The sequence below is a fragment of the Clostridium luticellarii genome (genome assembly GCF_002995845.1).
GTDB classification, from domain to species: domain Bacteria; phylum Bacillota; class Clostridia; order Clostridiales; family Clostridiaceae; genus Clostridium_B; species Clostridium_B luticellarii.
On sequence record NZ_PVXP01000006.1, the window covers coordinates 1 to 15,036 of the forward strand.

Here is a 15,036-nt window from a genome sequence, read left to right on the forward strand (position 1 = left end):
AGACTGATTTCAAAGATAATTTGGATAGAATATCTCATAATGCCATGGAAGATGCTTGTACAGGAGCTAATCCTGCAAAAATAACTGAAGAAGAGATGAAAAAATTATTCCAGTATATATATGAAGGAAAGAAAGTTGATTTCTAAATGAATAAATTCCTGTTTATCTAGAACATATAACAAATTAATAAAAACTGCTGCAATTTGATTTTGCAGCAGTTTGTTTTTTAAAAAGAATATAGAACTTACCTGCATACTTGAAGATTATTTTAAAAATTATTATTTTCAGGAAAATATCACAGAAGATGTAATATTATTTGATTACAAAATTTACTATGGGAAATCCACTACTCAAAATGCAATAAAGCTTTTAAGTATTTTAGGATATGGAGATAATATTGTAGAGGGAGCTGGAAAAAAACAGCATCTTTTTTGAAAAATGGTATATGAAAGAAAGAAAAAATTAAATGACTGCAGGGAGCTTTGGCAGGTTTTTATTAATTATTTTGCTGAAAATTGCAAAGCATCTGGTTTTTAATATATAATTAAAAGGGGTTGTAATATATCATAATAAGGAGGGAAAATCATATATGAAAGTGTCTGCAGCAAAAGTTATTTTAAGTGAAGAAGATATACTCAGCATAGTCCAGGACTACCTAAAAATAGAAGGATTGCATATAGAGAACATAAGCATACAAGATATGCTTATAATAAATGGCAGTTATAAGAGAAAGATAAATACTGCTTTTCAGGTTAAGATAGGACTGGGAAATGTAAGAGACAATATTATAAATTTAAAAATATTTGATTTGAAAATTTATAAATTGAAAATGCTGAAGAGTGTAAAAAATATTGCTGTAAAAAAAATATTGGAGGATTTTTCTCCATATGGAATAAATGTGGATGGAGACAACGTAAATGTTGATTTGAATTTAGCTATAAAGCTCATACCTTATTTTAATCTTAAATTGACCAGAATGGAAATCTTGCCTAAAGCACTGGAAATAGAAGCAGAGAATATAAAATATGAAAAAGAGAAAAAATTTCCTCATATAAAAAAGAAAAAAAGTCCATTCATTTTAGGAGGTTATCACAGGTTTAGAGAAAAAATACTTCACAGAGTACCATCCAAATATGAAAAAATTATAGAATATGGGATGCTTGTCCCGGATATAATAACACTATTTTGGAGGCTGCTCAGGGATAAAAGAGTGAAGCTAAAAGTTAAGATTATGTTGACCGCGCTGACAGCTTATCTGGCAAGCCCCATAGATATATTGCCTGATTTTATACCTTTTGTAGGTAAAATAGATGATATCTCCGTAGCATTTTTTGCACTTAATATTGTAATAGATGAAATACCCGAAAAAATTATAATGGATAATTGGCCGGGAGAAGAAAATATAATTTTAATTACGAAAGAAGCAGTGGAATATATTACAAAAATATTGGAAGGTAAAAATATATCAAAGATTTTAAAACAGATTCGGAATATATTTAGATCCCGTCCTGTAAGTAATTGTGAAAATTAGTCTGTTTAAAAAAATCAAATTTGCATATCCTATTTAATATAATCAGATCTCCATTATATTAGAAATAAATATTTTAGTAAAATCAAGAGAGGAGTAGGATATTAATGCGTGGAAAATTTATAGCTGGTGCAATAATTGGAGCTGCAGTTGGTATGATGGCAGTGCCCGGACTGAGAGGATCCAATAAAAGAAGAATAAAGAGGGCTTCAAGAAATTTAAAGAATACTGCAGATGAAATGACAAACTGGATGAAGTGATGTTTAATGTATTATGATAATTTCAACATTGTTGAAATTATCATTTTTTTAAAAGATTTTCTTTTGTTATTAAAAATATGGTATAATAAAATAAATACTTATAGGAATTTTAATCTGGTTAAAATTTGTGAGTTGCAGTGGTATATGCAGAGGAAGAGTGAATCATGGAAATACTTTCTTTAGGAGAAAAAATAAAAAAAAGAAGAAAAGAATTGAATATGACCTTAAAGGATTTAGCAGGAGATAGAATTACGCCTGGTCAGATAAGTTTGGTAGAATCAGGAAAGTCAAATCCAAGCATGGATCTTCTGGAATATTTGGCTGGAGAATTAAAGACTTCCATTGAGTATTTGATGGAATCAGAGGAAACTCAAGCGGAAAAAATTTGTATTTATTTTGAAAATATAACTGAATCCTATATAATAAGTGAAAATTTAATTCAGGCGGAACAATATATTGAAAAAGCCTTATACTTTGCAGAAAAGTATGATCTGGAATATAGAAAAGCAAGAAACTTATATCTAAGAGGTAAGATCTATATGATGAAGGGTAATTACACAATCTCACAGCAGATTTTTCTGACGGCCAATGGAATATTCATCAAGAACAATAAGTATGAAGAAACTATAAAAACATTTATTAATTTGGGTAAGATTACAATGAGATTGAAATCTTATAATTCTGCCTGCAGTTATTTCCAGCAGGCAGAAAATATATATAATGAAAATAAGATGGAAAATGATTTTTTGCTGGGAGAAATATATTATTATATAGCGTGTGCAAATTTCAAACTGGAAAATACAGATCAAGCTATAAACTATTCCTACCTGGCAAAAGAAAAATTTAATCATATGAACAATAAGAAGGAATATGCCAGTACACTTTTTTTACTGGCGGAAGAGTATAGTAAAAAGGGTAATGTGGATAACGCCATAAAGTATTCCCGAAAGGCACTGGAAGTATATAAAAAATTAAAGGATACAATGAATATTGCAAAGATTGAAAATAATTTGGGAAAACTTTTTTATCAGTTTGACAACATTGAAGAGTCATTTATTCATTTAAACAAGGCGAAAGAGTTGAGAATAAAACTCAAGGACAGCGGTATCATTACAACGCTTATAGATATTTGTGAAAATTATATAAAATTGAAGGATGTTGAGAATTCAAAAAAAATTCTTGAAGAAATAATGGACAAAGTGGACGAAGGCAATAATAAAACTTTAGTGGATTATTATCTGTTGAAATTTAGAGTAGATATGCTGGAGTCCAATAAGAAGGAAGCAGAAAATACATTGATTATGGCATTGAATTTTGCAAAGAATATGGATTATGTAGAGGAAGCCGCTAAAATATCAATAACATTGGGAAAATTTTATATAGAAAATAATTTAGACAGGGAAGCTGCTAAATATTTAAATGAAGGTGTTGAAAATTTTAAGAAGATTGGAATGATTAAGTGACTTTCAAATAAAAAATGGGTGATAATTATGGAGATACTTTCTACAGGTGAGAGAATTAAGAGGGCTAGAATATACAAGGGATATACACTAAAAAGGTTATGTGATAATAAAATTTCTGTTTCAAAAATGAGCTGCATAGAAAATGGCAAAATAAAGCCTGAGCAGTGGATTTTAGAATTCGTGGCAGGCAAGCTGGAAATCGATATCGGATATTTAATGCAGGATGTTAAAAGTCAAATAATCAAGAATATAAATGATATATTAAAAAATCCTCCTACCGAGAATTATGAAAAAATACTTCGGTATAATTTAAAATTTGCTGAAGAATATTCTTATAATGACATATGTTTTAAAATAATGCATATTCTTTTTAATTATTACCTAAATAAAAACCAATTTCAAAAAATACAACTTATGATTTCCGCCTATTATGAATATCTTCAGAAGTGCTTTTCTAGTAAAATGGCATCGATTTACTATATGGATATTGCCAAATATTTTTATATCTCCAAAGAATTTTTTCAGGCTGTGAATTATTATGATAATGTAATACAAATTTGCAGAGAAAATGGATATAATGAATATTTATTAAGGGCCATGTACTATAAAGACGTATGTTATATTTTTATGAAGGATTATGATAGTGCGTATGAATTGGCAGTCAAAATTATGAATTTGTCACACCGTTTACAGAAAAATATAGAAGATGTGCGGATATACCATGTATTTGCTGTACTCTCATTGAAAATGAATATAAATAAATTTCACAAATATGAAAAGAAAGTATATGAGTTATATGGAAATAATTTTAAAGGAAAATCCGAAGCAATGCTTGATTATTCCCGAATATTGTTTGGCCTGGGAAAAAAACGAACGGCACTGAATTATTTGAATGGAGCATTGAATATATATCCCAAAGATGATATGGAAAAATTAGTGGATTTTGTGCTTGTAGGCGTGGATGTTTTGCTAAAAAACGAAATTCTGAAAAAAGCAGGCAGTGTATGCGACATAGCTTTGGATTATTCTATAAGTTTGAATAATATAGCTTTTATAGAAAAGGCATATTATTATAAGGCGTCAATATTATTAAAAGAAGGCAATTATATAAAGGGGGAAGTGTATATGAACCTTTCTTTAGATAATTTACTCAAGTTTGGAACTAATAAGGAAATATATAACCGATATATGGAAATGGGTGAAATGTACTATAAAATGAATAATGTGCCTGAGTCCATTAAATATTTTACTTTTGCTATCAGTTTAAGGGAAAAGTATGAACTTTCTTTAATTAATTAAAATCTATTTTGAAAAATTCAAATGAAGATATACATATATGTAAATACTAAATTAAAATAAACTGAGAAGGAGGAACTGTGTAAACACTTATTTAATTAAGGTTTGCACAATATTGTTGGTTATGGATATAAATAAACTTACAGTAAAGGCTCAGCAGTCAATAAATGAAGCACAACTTATAGCTGTAAGATACAATCATCAGCAGATAGATGTAATTCATTTATTTTCGGCTCTGGTATTTGATGAGAATGGATTGATTCCAAATATATTTGGCAAGATGTCTGTAGATGTGAAGTCACTTGTAAATGAGACTGAAAATGTCTTGGATAAGATGCCAAAAGTATTGGGTGAAGGGGCACAGAGAGGCTCTCTTTATGCTGCCAGGAGATTTGAAGATGTTTTTGTAAAAGCAGAAAGCATAGCTAAAAATTTTAAGGATTCCTACATAAGTGTAGAGCATTTGATGCTCAGCATTATGGAAATCCATTCTGAGGATGTAGATGGGATACTAAAAAAATTCAATATAACAAAAAGTGCTTTTCTGGAAACACTGTCTCAGGTTAGAGGCAACCAAAAAGTTGATACCCAGGATCCGGAGGGAACTTATGAAGCACTGGTTAAGTATGGTAGAAATTTAATTGAAGAAGCGAAAAAGAACAAGTTAGATCCTGTAATAGGCAGAGATGATGAGATAAGAAGAGTGGTTAGAATACTTTCAAGAAGAACTAAAAATAATCCCGTGCTCATAGGGGAACCAGGAGTAGGAAAAACCGCTATAGTGGAAGGACTGGCAGAGAGGATTATAAGAGGAGATATACCGGAAGGATTAAGGAATAAGATAATATTTTCCCTGGATATGGGTGCTTTAATTGCTGGAGCTAAATTTAGAGGAGAGTTTGAAGAGAGGCTGAAAGCTGTTTTAAAAGAGGTACAAAAAAGTGAAGGCAAAATAATACTTTTTATAGATGAAATTCATACCATAGTTGGAGCTGGAAAGACAGAAGGTTCCATGGATGCAGGAAATCTGATAAAGCCAATGCTTGCCAGAGGGGAACTTCACTGTATTGGTGCTACTACTTTTGATGAATACAGAAAATATATAGAAAAGGATAAAGCACTGGAGAGGAGATTCCAGCCGGTTGTAATAGATGAACCAACTGTGGAGGATTCCATTTCTATACTTAGAGGACTTAAAGAAAAATTTGAAATATATCACGGTATAAGAATTCATGACTCTGCCATAGTGGCAGCAGCAAAACTTTCCAGCAGGTATATAACAGATAGATATCTGCCGGATAAAGCCATAGATTTGATTGACGAAGCTTGTGCCATGATAAGGACTGAAATTGACAGCGTGCCCACTGAAATGGATGATGTGAGAAGGAAGTTGTTTCAGTTGAAAATTGAAAGGGAGGCATTGTCAAAGGAAAAAGACAGCGCTTCTGTGGAAAGACTTAAAACAGTGGAGAAAGAATTAAATGATTTAAAAGACAAAGATAATGAATTGACAGCTAGGTATGAAAGGGAAAAATCCAACATAACAGGAGTTAGAAATTTGAAAAAGCAGCTGGATGAGGCAAAGGGACAAATTGAAAAGGCAGAGCGGGAATATGATTTGAACAAAGTTGCAGAATTGAAGTATGGAGTCATACCTAAGTTGGAGAAGAAAATAGCAGCAAGCGAGAGTAACATAAAAGAGAATAATAAAAATGCTATGTTAAAAGAAGAAGTTACAGAACAGGAGATATCGCAGATAGTGTCCAAATGGACTGGTATACCTGTAACCAGGTTGGTAGAGGGAGAAAGACAAAAACTTGTTAAGCTGGAAGATGAGCTTTCAAAAAGAGTTATAGGACAGGAGGAAGCTGTAAAGGCGGTTTCTGATGCTGTAATAAGGGCAAGGGCAGGAATGAAGGACCCAAAGAGGCCCATAGGTTCGTTTATATTCCTGGGACCTACAGGTGTAGGTAAGACAGAATTGGCCAAAACTCTTGCCAGAACTTTATTTGACAGTGAGGAGAATATAATTAGAATAGATATGTCGGAATATATGGAGAAGTATTCTGTTTCAAGGCTCATAGGGGCTCCTCCAGGATATGTAGGGTATGAAGAAGGGGGTCAGCTTACGGAGGCAGTCAGAAGAAAACCCTATAGTGTAATATTATTTGATGAAATAGAGAAAGCACATAATGATGTATTTAATATATTTCTTCAAATACTGGATGATGGAAGGCTCACGGATAATCAGGGCAAGGTGGTTGATTTTAAGAATTGCATTATTATCATGACTTCCAATATAGGAAGCAGCTATCTGCTGGAAAATAAAAGTGCTGTGGGAATAGACAAAAATGTAAGAGACAGGGTAATGAATGATATGAAGTTGAAGTTTAAACCGGAATTTTTGAACAGGCTTGATGATATAATAATGTTCAAGCCATTGAATACGGAGGAAATTAAATCTATAATAGATATATTCCTGAAAGATATAGAGAACAGGTTAAAGGACAAGAATATCTATATAGAGATAACCGACAGGGCTAAAGAAGTTATAGCATCGGAAGGATATGATCCGGTATATGGAGCCAGGCCTTTGAAAAGATATATGGAAAATGTTCTTGAAACTTCTATTGCCAAGAAAATAATCAAAGGCGATATTTATGGAGGCTGCAACATAAGAGTGGATTATAAAGACAAATTTGAGATAGTAAGGATATAGTAAATCTGTTAAAAGTAAATATTTAATTAGGTGTTATTTTAATAAGTAAAAGGAAAAGTCAAATACTGCAGTCCACCGCTACTGTATGGAGGATGAAACTTTATCATGTCACTGGATGTATGTCCGGGAAGACTAAGGAGTAAAATGAATCTGAGCCAGGAAGCCTGCCTAATATATATATTGATTTCTTCGGGGGAAAGGAAAAATTATATGTTTTAAATTTGTAAATTGTGTTTTGAATTTATTACATTGGGTTTTATGACAATATATATATTTTTAGGGGGGTATGTTTTTTTGAAAAAAGATAATATATTTATTACGGGGTATGCAAAGCTTCCAAAGGGAATAACGGCAAGCCAGCTTTATGGCGGAGAAATTGTCATAGGAATTATTCTAAATAGATATTCCAGCAGAATATTGGATGCAGAGTGCTCTTTTGTAACGGATACAGCTAAAAAATATGCAAAGGAATTATTGGTAAACAAAGATTTAAATGATATTGATGAGATAATAGCTGACGTAGAGGATAATTATTTTGGAATGGCAAAAAAATCTTTTATAGCGGTATTGACGAATTGCTATGAAAAGTATAGAATAATGGTAGATAGAAGATAAAAATTTAACAAGTTGCCATTTTATTATGATGTAAAGGTTACCCCTTTACATAGAATTAATAAAAATAACGGCATTGGTATATTAATATATATACTGATGTCGTTTTTTGATTTTAATATATTTGAATAAGAAAGAAGGGAGAATGAGGAGTATAAATTAAAAAATCTGATAAATACTATATTTTAAGATATATTTATGCTAATTATTGAGTAAAGAAGGGGATAGTATGATTACGGATAGAATAAAAAACAAAGAACTTCTAAAATGCATAGGAACACCTAATGATGCTGCCGAGCTTATAAAAGATGGCATGACTGTGGGAACAAGCGGTTTTACATTTTCTGGATATCCTAAATCAGTACCCATAGCGCTGGCAAAGAGGGTGAAAGATGGCGAAAAAATTAAAATCAATTTATACACAGGTGCTTCTGTAGGTGATGAGCTGGATGGAGAACTGGCGAGAGTTGGTGCAATTAAGAAAAGATTTCCGTATCAAACACATAAGGATGTAAGAAATTCCATAAATGCAGGCAAAATTGAATATGTAGATGCGCATCTCAGCATGTCTCCACAAATGGTGGATTATGGATTCATGGGTAAAATCGATGTAGCAATAGTTGAAGCCGTTGGTATAACTGAAGAGGGATATATAATACCAACTACATCTGTGGGAAATGCACCTACTTATGTTAAAAATGCAGATATTGTAATTGTGGAAATAAATGAAACACAGCCAACCTCACTTATAGGGACACATGATATATATATCCCTGAAAAACCGCCTTTTAGACAGCCAATACCTATAATTCATGCAGCAGACCGAATAGGAACAGATTATATAGTGGCAGATCCTAAAAAAATAAAATGTATAGTTTTCAGTGATATAAAAGATAATATAAGAACCGTAGCACCAATAAGTGAAACAAGCAGGAAGATGGCTGGAAATTTGATAGATTTTCTTGAAAATGAAGTTAAGCAGGGAAGACTTCCTGAGAATTTGCTGCCGCTTCAGTCAGGAGTTGGCTCTGTTGCAAATGCAGTACTTGCAGGGCTAAAGGAATCCAGGTTTACCAATCTTCAGGTATTCACCGAAGTTGCACAGGATTCGGTATTTAACCTGATGGATGAAGGTAAGATTTCAGTGGCTTCAGCTACATCAGTTTCCTTCTCTGAAGAGGGACAGAAAAAATTCTATGAAAAAATTGATGAATACAGAAAGAAACTTATATTGAGACCTCAGGAAATAAGCAATAATCCGGAAGTAATAAGAAGACTTGGGGTAATAGCTATGAATACGGCCATAGAAGCCGATATATACGGCAATGTAAATTCAAGTCAGATAATGGGTTCCAGAATGATGAATGGAATAGGCGGTTCAGGAGATTTCACAAGGAGTTCTTATATCTCCATATTTACTACAGAATCGATAGCTAAAAATGGTGCTATATCTTCAATAGTTCCAATGGTGCCTCACTGTGATCATTCAGAACATGATGTGGATGTAATAGTAACAGAACAGGGTGTAGCTGATTTAAGAGGATTGTCTCCAAAGGAAAAGGCTAAAGTCATAATAGAAAATTGCAGTCATCCTTATTATAGACCATTCCTTAAAGATTACTTTAAGAGAGCAAGTCAAGGCAAGAATATTCACACACCGGTTTTACTCAATGAAGCACTGTCATGGCACGAGAGATTTGAGAAAACTGGAAGTATGAAAATCAAGACTGATAAATCAAATTCAGAAGAATAAAGAAAGGGGTTAGAAAATGTTTAAGGAAGAAAAAATTAATGAAGTTAAAACCAAGAAAAAAGAATGGGAAGATGGAACTCTTGGAAAAGCTCTTGCAAAATTTCCAGAGAGAAAAAAGGCGTTTAAGACAACATCAGGTATAGAAGTCAAGAGACTTTATACACCAGAGGATGTAAAAGACATCGATTATAATGAAGAACTTTCATTTCCAGGGGAATATCCTTATACAAGAGGTGTTCAGCCTACCATGTACAGGGGAAGACTTTGGACAATGAGACAGTATGCAGGTTTTGCTACTGCAGAGGAATCAAACAAAAGATACAAATATCTTTTATCACAGGGGCAGACAGGACTTAGTGTGGCTTTTGACCTTCCAACACAAATAGGTTACGATTCAGATCATGAACTGGCAGAAGGGGAAGTTGGAAAAGTTGGAGTTGCCATAGATTCACTGAAAGATATGGAAACGCTTTTTGACGGAATACCATTGGACAAGGTAAGTACTTCCATGACCATAAATGCTCCAGCTTCAGTACTGCTGGCAATGTATATAGCAGTTGCAGAAAAGCAGGGAGTAACTCCAGATAAATTGAAAGGCACCATACAAAATGATATTTTGAAAGAGTATGTAGCAAGAGGAACTTATATATTCCCGGTTCAGCCTTCTATGGGACTCATCACTCACATATTTGAATTCTGTTCAAAGAATCTTCCAAAGTGGAACACAATATCCATATCGGGATATCACATAAGAGAAGCAGGGTCAACAGCTGTACAGGAAGTGGCATTTACGATTGCTGATGGAATTGCCTATGTAGAAGCTGCTATAAAAGCAGGACTTGATGTGGATCAATTTGCACCAAGATTGTCGTTCTTCTTCAATGCAAACAACGGATTATTCCAGGAGGTTGCAAAATTCAGGGCAGCAAGAAGAATATGGGCAAAAATTATGAAAGAAAGATTCCATGCAAAGAATCCTAAATCGTTAAAATTGAGATTCCATACTCAGACAGGTGGATGCACTCTTACAGCACAGCAGCCTGACAACAATATAGTGAGAGTTGCAATACAGGCACTTTCAGCAGTACTCGGAAGTACACAATCCCTTCACACCAATTCAAAGGATGAGGCACTGGCACTTCCTACCCAGGATTCAGTAAGGGTTGCACTTAGAACTCAGCAGATCATAGCTTATGAAAGTGGTGCAGCAGATACTATTGATCCTCTGGCAGGTTCCTACTATGTGGAAGCTTTGACTGATGAGACAGAGAAGAAGGCAATGGAGTATATAAAGAAGATAGATGAACTTGGCGGAGCAGCAAAGGCAATTGAAAAAGGGTATGTACAAAAAGAAATAGAAGACAGCTCCTATGAATATCAGAAGGAAGTAGAATCCGGAGAACAAGTAGTTGTTGGAATGAACAAGTTCCAGATAGAAGAAGAACCGCCAAAGGGACTTCTGAAAGTTGACCCTTCTGTAGGAGAGAGACAAAAGGAGAAATTGCAGCAGTTAAAGGCTGAAAGAGATTCTAAGGCCGTAAGTGAAAAACTCACTGCACTTGAGAACGCAGCTAAAAAGGGAGACAATCTGATGCCTTTCATAATTGATTCTGTAAAACAATATGCTACCCTGGGAGAAATATGTGACGTTTTAAGGGGAGTATTTGGAGTATATAAATAAATAAATTGAACGGAGGATTTAAATATTATGGATAGACCAATAAGAGTTTTAGTGGCAAAACCTGGACTGGATGGACATGACAGAGGTGCTAAAGTAATAGCAAGAGCACTTAGAGATGCAGGAATGGAAGTTATATATACAGGACTTAGGCAGACACCTAATCAGATTGTGGAAGCAGCAATACAGGAAGATGTCAATTGTGTGGCAATGAGCATACTTTCAGGTGCACACAATACCTTGTTTCCAAAGGTAGTAAATTTGCTCAAGGAAAAAGGTGCAGATGACATACTTGTAATAGGAGGAGGAGTTATACCTGAAGAGGATATACCCGGACTTAAGAAAGCAGGAGTAAAGGCTATATTTACACCTGGAACCAAGACATCGGTAACTATAGATTTCATCAAGAAAAATGTTAAATTGAATTAAAAGGTGAGTATATGAATATTCAGGATATTAAAACTGGTGTTGTAAATGGTAATAAAAGAGCTGCAGCCAGGCTCATAACCATGTTTGAGAACGGAGACAGCAGTGCACTGGAGATAATGAAGGATTTGTACCATCTTACCGGTAGGGCAAAGGTTATAGGAATAACAGGCCCTCCGGGAGCTGGGAAAAGTACGGTGACAGATCAGATTGCGAAACTTATTAGAAAACAGAATAAAAAAGTGGGAATTGTAGCTATAGATCCCACCAGCCCGTTTTCTCATGGAGCAATACTTGGCGACAGAATAAGAATGGGAGATCTCAATACCGATGCCGGCGTATTTATAAGAAGTATGGGAACAAGAGGTGCCCTTGGCGGACTTTCAGATGCCGTATATGGAACTGTGAATATACTGGATATATTTGGTATGGATTATATATTCATTGAGACTGTAGGAGTAGGGCAGTCGGAGGTGGATATAGTAAAAGTGGCCGATGTAGTGGTCATGGTAATGGTTCCAGGCCTGGGAGACGATATACAGACTATGAAGGCCGGAATAATGGAGATAGGTGATATTTTTGCAGTCAATAAATCAGATAAAGAGGGAGCCCAGCGTACAGCAGCAGAGATAGAGGCCATGCTAAGCTTCAGTAATAAAAAAATGCAGGATAATCCTGTACTCAATATAACTGCAAAAAATAATGATGGAATTGACAAGTTGTTTTCTACTATAAACGAGCGTTATGACAAAATGTATTCAGATGGTTCATTAAATGAAAGAACAAAATCCAATTTAAGAGGAAAAATAATTTCTATACTTCAGAGCAATCTTTTAAAGTCTGCTCTGAAGCTGGATGATAAAACAGGCATGCTTAAAAAATTGGTGGAGGATGTTTTTAACAAAAAAATAGATCCTTATACTGCCTCTGATTTATTATATAAAAATTTTCAAATGGGAGATGAAAAATAACATGAGTATTGATTTAAAAAAAATAGACCATGTTGGAATTGCTGTAAAGAGCATTGAGGAATCATTGAAATTTTATGAAGGAGTTTTGGGACTTAAGTGCACAGGTACTGAAGAGGTAAAATCCCAGAAGGTAATAACAGCTTTTATACCTCTTGGAGAAAGTGAACTTGAACTTCTTGAACCTACAAGTGAAGACAGCCCTATAGCAAAATTCATTGAGAAAAAAAGAGAAGGAATACAGCATATTGCAGTTAGAGTAGATAATGTAGAAGCAGCACTTGAAGAGCTTAAAGAAAAGGGTATAAGACTTATAGATGAAAAGCCTAGGGATGGTGCAGGCGGTGCAAAAATTGCTTTCGTGCATCCAAAGAGCACAAAAGGTGTACTTTTGGAACTCTGCCAGAGATAATAATTTTAATTATTAAGGAGAGAAAGATATGAGCAAAATTAGTAAACTTATAGCCGATAAGAAAAAGATTGAAAAGGGTGGAGGCCAGGTTAGAATCGACAAACAGCATAAAAAAGGAAAGATGTTTGCCAGAGAGAGAATTGAATACCTGCTGGATGAAGGCAGTTTTGTCGAAGTTGGAGTATTTGTAAGCCACAGGTGCACTAATTTCGGGATGGAAAAAGTTGAAATACCTGATGAAGGTGTAGTAACAGGATATGGCACAGTTGACGGAAGACTTGTTTATGTATATGCTCAGGATTTTACCTCTACAGGTGGAGCACTTGGAGAAATGCATGCTAAAAAAATATGCAACATAATGGATTTAGCCATAAAAACAGGAGCGCCTGTAATTGGAATAAATGATTCAGGTGGAGCTAGAATTCAAGAAGGAGTAGATGCTCTTTCAGGGTATGGAAGCATATTTTACAGGAATACTAAGGCATCCGGTGTAATACCGCAGATATCCATGATAATGGGGCCATGTGCCGGTGGTGCAGTGTATTCACCAGCACTTACTGATTTTATATTTATGGTTGACAATACCAGCCAGATGTTTATAACAGGACCTCAGGTTTTGAAGACAGTCACAGGAGAACAAGTAACTGTGGAGGAATTAGGCGGAGCAAGTGCCCACAACACAAGATCGGGAGTTGCACATTTTGAAGCTCCTGATGAAAAGACTTCGCTGGAGCAAGTAAAGAAGCTTTTATCATACCTTCCTTCTAATAATATGGAAAGTGTTCCTGAAGTTGAGACGGAAGATGATTTAAACAGAGTGATTCCTGAACTTGATACCATAATTCCTGATAATCCCAATAAGCCTTATGATATGAAGGATATAATAAATAAAGTAGTTGACAATGGAAGTTTCTTCGAAGTACAGGAAAAATATGCTCAGAACATCATAACAGGTTTTGGAAGGATAAATGGAAGAAGTATAGGAATAATAGCCAATCAGCCTAAAATGCTGGCAGGGTGTCTTGATATAAATGCTTCGGATAAATCTGCAAGATTTATAAGGACCTGTGATGCTTTCAATATTCCACTTTTGAATATAGTTGACGTACCAGGATTTTTACCGGGTACAAATCAGGAATATGGTGGAATAATCAGGCATGGTGCAAAAATGCTCTATGCTTATTCAGAAGCTACAGTTCCAAAGGTAACCATAATTGTGAGAAAAGCTTATGGTGGTTCTTATCTGGCAATGTGCAGCAAGGATCTGGGAGCAGATATAGTATATGCTTGGCCATCCGCGCAGATAGCTGTAATGGGACCTGATGGCGCAGCAAATATCGTGTTTAAAAAACAGATTAAAGCTGCAGCTGATCCGGAAGCTGAAAGACGTGCAAGAGTACAGGAATACAAGGATGATTTTGCTAATCCATATATGGCGGCAAAGAGAGGATATGTGGATGATGTAATAGTTCCATCGGAGTCCAGGCAGAGATTGGCAGCAGCCTTTGAGATGCTGAAGGACAAGAGAGAAAGCAATCATCCAAGAAAGCACGGCAATATACCTGTATAAAAAGGTATATGGAGGAGGTTTTGTATGTCTAATTTATTGATCTTGATAGTTGCAGTTGCTTGTATGCTATTGCTGTTTAAGGTGACTCCCGCACATTACAAGCCACCTAAGGGCAGCAATGCAGAGAGTAAAACTGTAAAGAAAGAAAAAAAGCAAGAGACTTTAGTAGAAAAAGAAAAGAAAGATGAAGACGGGGAGGAACTGGTAGCTGTTATAACGGCTGCAGTAGCGGCAGCTTTAGAAACTTCCACTTCCCGTATATATATAAAAACTATAAAAAGAGTAGGTACGGCTGCTTCGCCGTGGACTACTGCAGGACGTCAAGAACAAATGAAGGCAATTTAAATTGTT

Annotated in this window: 14 protein-coding genes and 1 riboswitch; all 14 genes read left to right on the forward strand. The window is 34.7% G+C overall.

From position 1 onward, the window contains the following. Positions 1-219: 219 nt before the first annotated feature. The 14 genes from CLLU_RS03540 (at position 220) to CLLU_RS03600 (ending at position 15,030) form a co-directional block, all read left to right on the forward strand. Entirely contained in the window at positions 220-435 is a 216-nt protein-coding gene (locus tag CLLU_RS03540) for a P-loop NTPase family protein (protein ID WP_106008204.1), read from the forward strand. A gap of 154 nt (positions 436-589) precedes the next feature. After that, on the forward strand, positions 590-1,531 hold the full coding sequence (locus tag CLLU_RS03545) for a YkvA family protein (protein WP_106008205.1): 942 nt from the start codon (positions 590-592) through the stop codon (positions 1,529-1,531). 104 nt (positions 1,532-1,635) lie between these two features. Beyond that, positions 1,636-1,788, forward strand: a complete 153-nt coding sequence (locus tag CLLU_RS18590) for a YtxH domain-containing protein (protein ID WP_146127588.1) — start codon at positions 1,636-1,638, stop codon at positions 1,786-1,788. Between the two features lie 164 nt (positions 1,789-1,952). Then, positions 1,953-3,251, forward strand: a complete 1,299-nt coding sequence (locus tag CLLU_RS03550; RefSeq protein ID WP_106008206.1) for a helix-turn-helix domain-containing protein — start codon at positions 1,953-1,955, stop codon at positions 3,249-3,251. Positions 3,252-3,278: 27 nt separating this feature from the next. Continuing rightward, positions 3,279-4,550: a helix-turn-helix domain-containing protein gene (locus CLLU_RS03555; protein ID WP_106008207.1), complete on the forward strand. Its 1,272-nt coding sequence runs from the start codon at positions 3,279-3,281 to the stop codon at positions 4,548-4,550. A 121-nt stretch (positions 4,551-4,671) separates the two neighbouring features. Next, positions 4,672-7,266, forward strand: coding sequence for an ATP-dependent chaperone ClpB (gene clpB, locus CLLU_RS03560; RefSeq protein WP_106008271.1), 2,595 nt, complete (start codon positions 4,672-4,674; stop codon positions 7,264-7,266). 11 nt (positions 7,267-7,277) lie between these two features. Continuing rightward, positions 7,278-7,452: riboswitch (cobalamin riboswitch) on the forward strand. A 108-nt stretch (positions 7,453-7,560) separates the two neighbouring features. Further along, positions 7,561-7,881: a DUF3870 domain-containing protein gene (locus CLLU_RS03565; protein WP_158255872.1), complete on the forward strand. Its 321-nt coding sequence runs from the start codon at positions 7,561-7,563 to the stop codon at positions 7,879-7,881. 226 nt (positions 7,882-8,107) lie between these two features. Then, positions 8,108-9,631: an acetyl-CoA hydrolase/transferase family protein gene (locus CLLU_RS03570; RefSeq protein ID WP_106008209.1), complete on the forward strand. Its 1,524-nt coding sequence runs from the start codon at positions 8,108-8,110 to the stop codon at positions 9,629-9,631. A 16-nt stretch (positions 9,632-9,647) separates the two neighbouring features. Then, on the forward strand, positions 9,648-11,312 hold the full coding sequence (locus CLLU_RS03575) for an acyl-CoA mutase large subunit family protein (RefSeq protein ID WP_106008210.1): 1,665 nt from the start codon (positions 9,648-9,650) through the stop codon (positions 11,310-11,312). A gap of 27 nt (positions 11,313-11,339) precedes the next feature. Next, a complete protein-coding gene (locus CLLU_RS03580) occupies positions 11,340-11,738 on the forward strand; it encodes a cobalamin B12-binding domain-containing protein (RefSeq protein ID WP_106008211.1) in 399 nt (132 codons plus the stop codon). A gap of 11 nt (positions 11,739-11,749) precedes the next feature. After that, on the forward strand, positions 11,750-12,706 hold the full coding sequence (gene meaB / locus CLLU_RS03585; RefSeq protein ID WP_106008212.1) for a methylmalonyl Co-A mutase-associated GTPase MeaB: 957 nt from the start codon (positions 11,750-11,752) through the stop codon (positions 12,704-12,706). A 1-nt stretch (position 12,707) separates the two neighbouring features. Beyond that, on the forward strand, positions 12,708-13,115 hold the full coding sequence (gene mce / locus CLLU_RS03590) for a methylmalonyl-CoA epimerase (RefSeq protein WP_106008213.1): 408 nt from the start codon (positions 12,708-12,710) through the stop codon (positions 13,113-13,115). Positions 13,116-13,143: 28 nt separating this feature from the next. Beyond that, positions 13,144-14,685 (forward strand): acyl-CoA carboxylase subunit beta, encoded by a 1,542-nt coding sequence (locus CLLU_RS03595; protein ID WP_106008214.1) that lies wholly within the window; start codon positions 13,144-13,146, stop codon positions 14,683-14,685. A 24-nt stretch (positions 14,686-14,709) separates the two neighbouring features. Further along, a complete protein-coding gene (locus CLLU_RS03600; RefSeq protein WP_106008215.1) occupies positions 14,710-15,030 on the forward strand; it encodes an OadG family transporter subunit in 321 nt (106 codons plus the stop codon). Positions 15,031-15,036 lie beyond the last annotated feature (6 nt).

What these genes read in the sequence shown, in the direction of transcription:
- CLLU_RS03570 (WP_106008209.1), top strand. Translation starts at nt 8,108, where the DNA reads ATGATTACGGATAGAATAAAAAACAAAGAACTTCTAAAATGCATAGGA.
- CLLU_RS03550 (WP_106008206.1), top strand. Translation starts at nt 1,953, where the DNA reads ATGGAAATACTTTCTTTAGGAGAAAAAATAAAAAAAAGAAGAAAAGAA.
- CLLU_RS03600 (WP_106008215.1), top strand. Translation starts at nt 14,710, where the DNA reads ATGTCTAATTTATTGATCTTGATAGTTGCAGTTGCTTGTATGCTATTG.
- CLLU_RS18590 (WP_146127588.1), top strand. Translation starts at nt 1,636, where the DNA reads ATGCGTGGAAAATTTATAGCTGGTGCAATAATTGGAGCTGCAGTTGGT.
- CLLU_RS03580 (WP_106008211.1), top strand. Translation starts at nt 11,340, where the DNA reads ATGGATAGACCAATAAGAGTTTTAGTGGCAAAACCTGGACTGGATGGA.
- mce (WP_106008213.1), top strand. Translation starts at nt 12,708, where the DNA reads ATGAGTATTGATTTAAAAAAAATAGACCATGTTGGAATTGCTGTAAAG.
- CLLU_RS03555 (WP_106008207.1), top strand. Translation starts at nt 3,279, where the DNA reads ATGGAGATACTTTCTACAGGTGAGAGAATTAAGAGGGCTAGAATATAC.
- CLLU_RS03595 (WP_106008214.1), top strand. Translation starts at nt 13,144, where the DNA reads ATGAGCAAAATTAGTAAACTTATAGCCGATAAGAAAAAGATTGAAAAG.
- meaB (WP_106008212.1), top strand. Translation starts at nt 11,750, where the DNA reads ATGAATATTCAGGATATTAAAACTGGTGTTGTAAATGGTAATAAAAGA.
- clpB (WP_106008271.1), top strand. Translation starts at nt 4,672, where the DNA reads ATGGATATAAATAAACTTACAGTAAAGGCTCAGCAGTCAATAAATGAA.
- CLLU_RS03545 (WP_106008205.1), top strand. Translation starts at nt 590, where the DNA reads ATGAAAGTGTCTGCAGCAAAAGTTATTTTAAGTGAAGAAGATATACTC.
- CLLU_RS03575 (WP_106008210.1), top strand. Translation starts at nt 9,648, where the DNA reads ATGTTTAAGGAAGAAAAAATTAATGAAGTTAAAACCAAGAAAAAAGAA.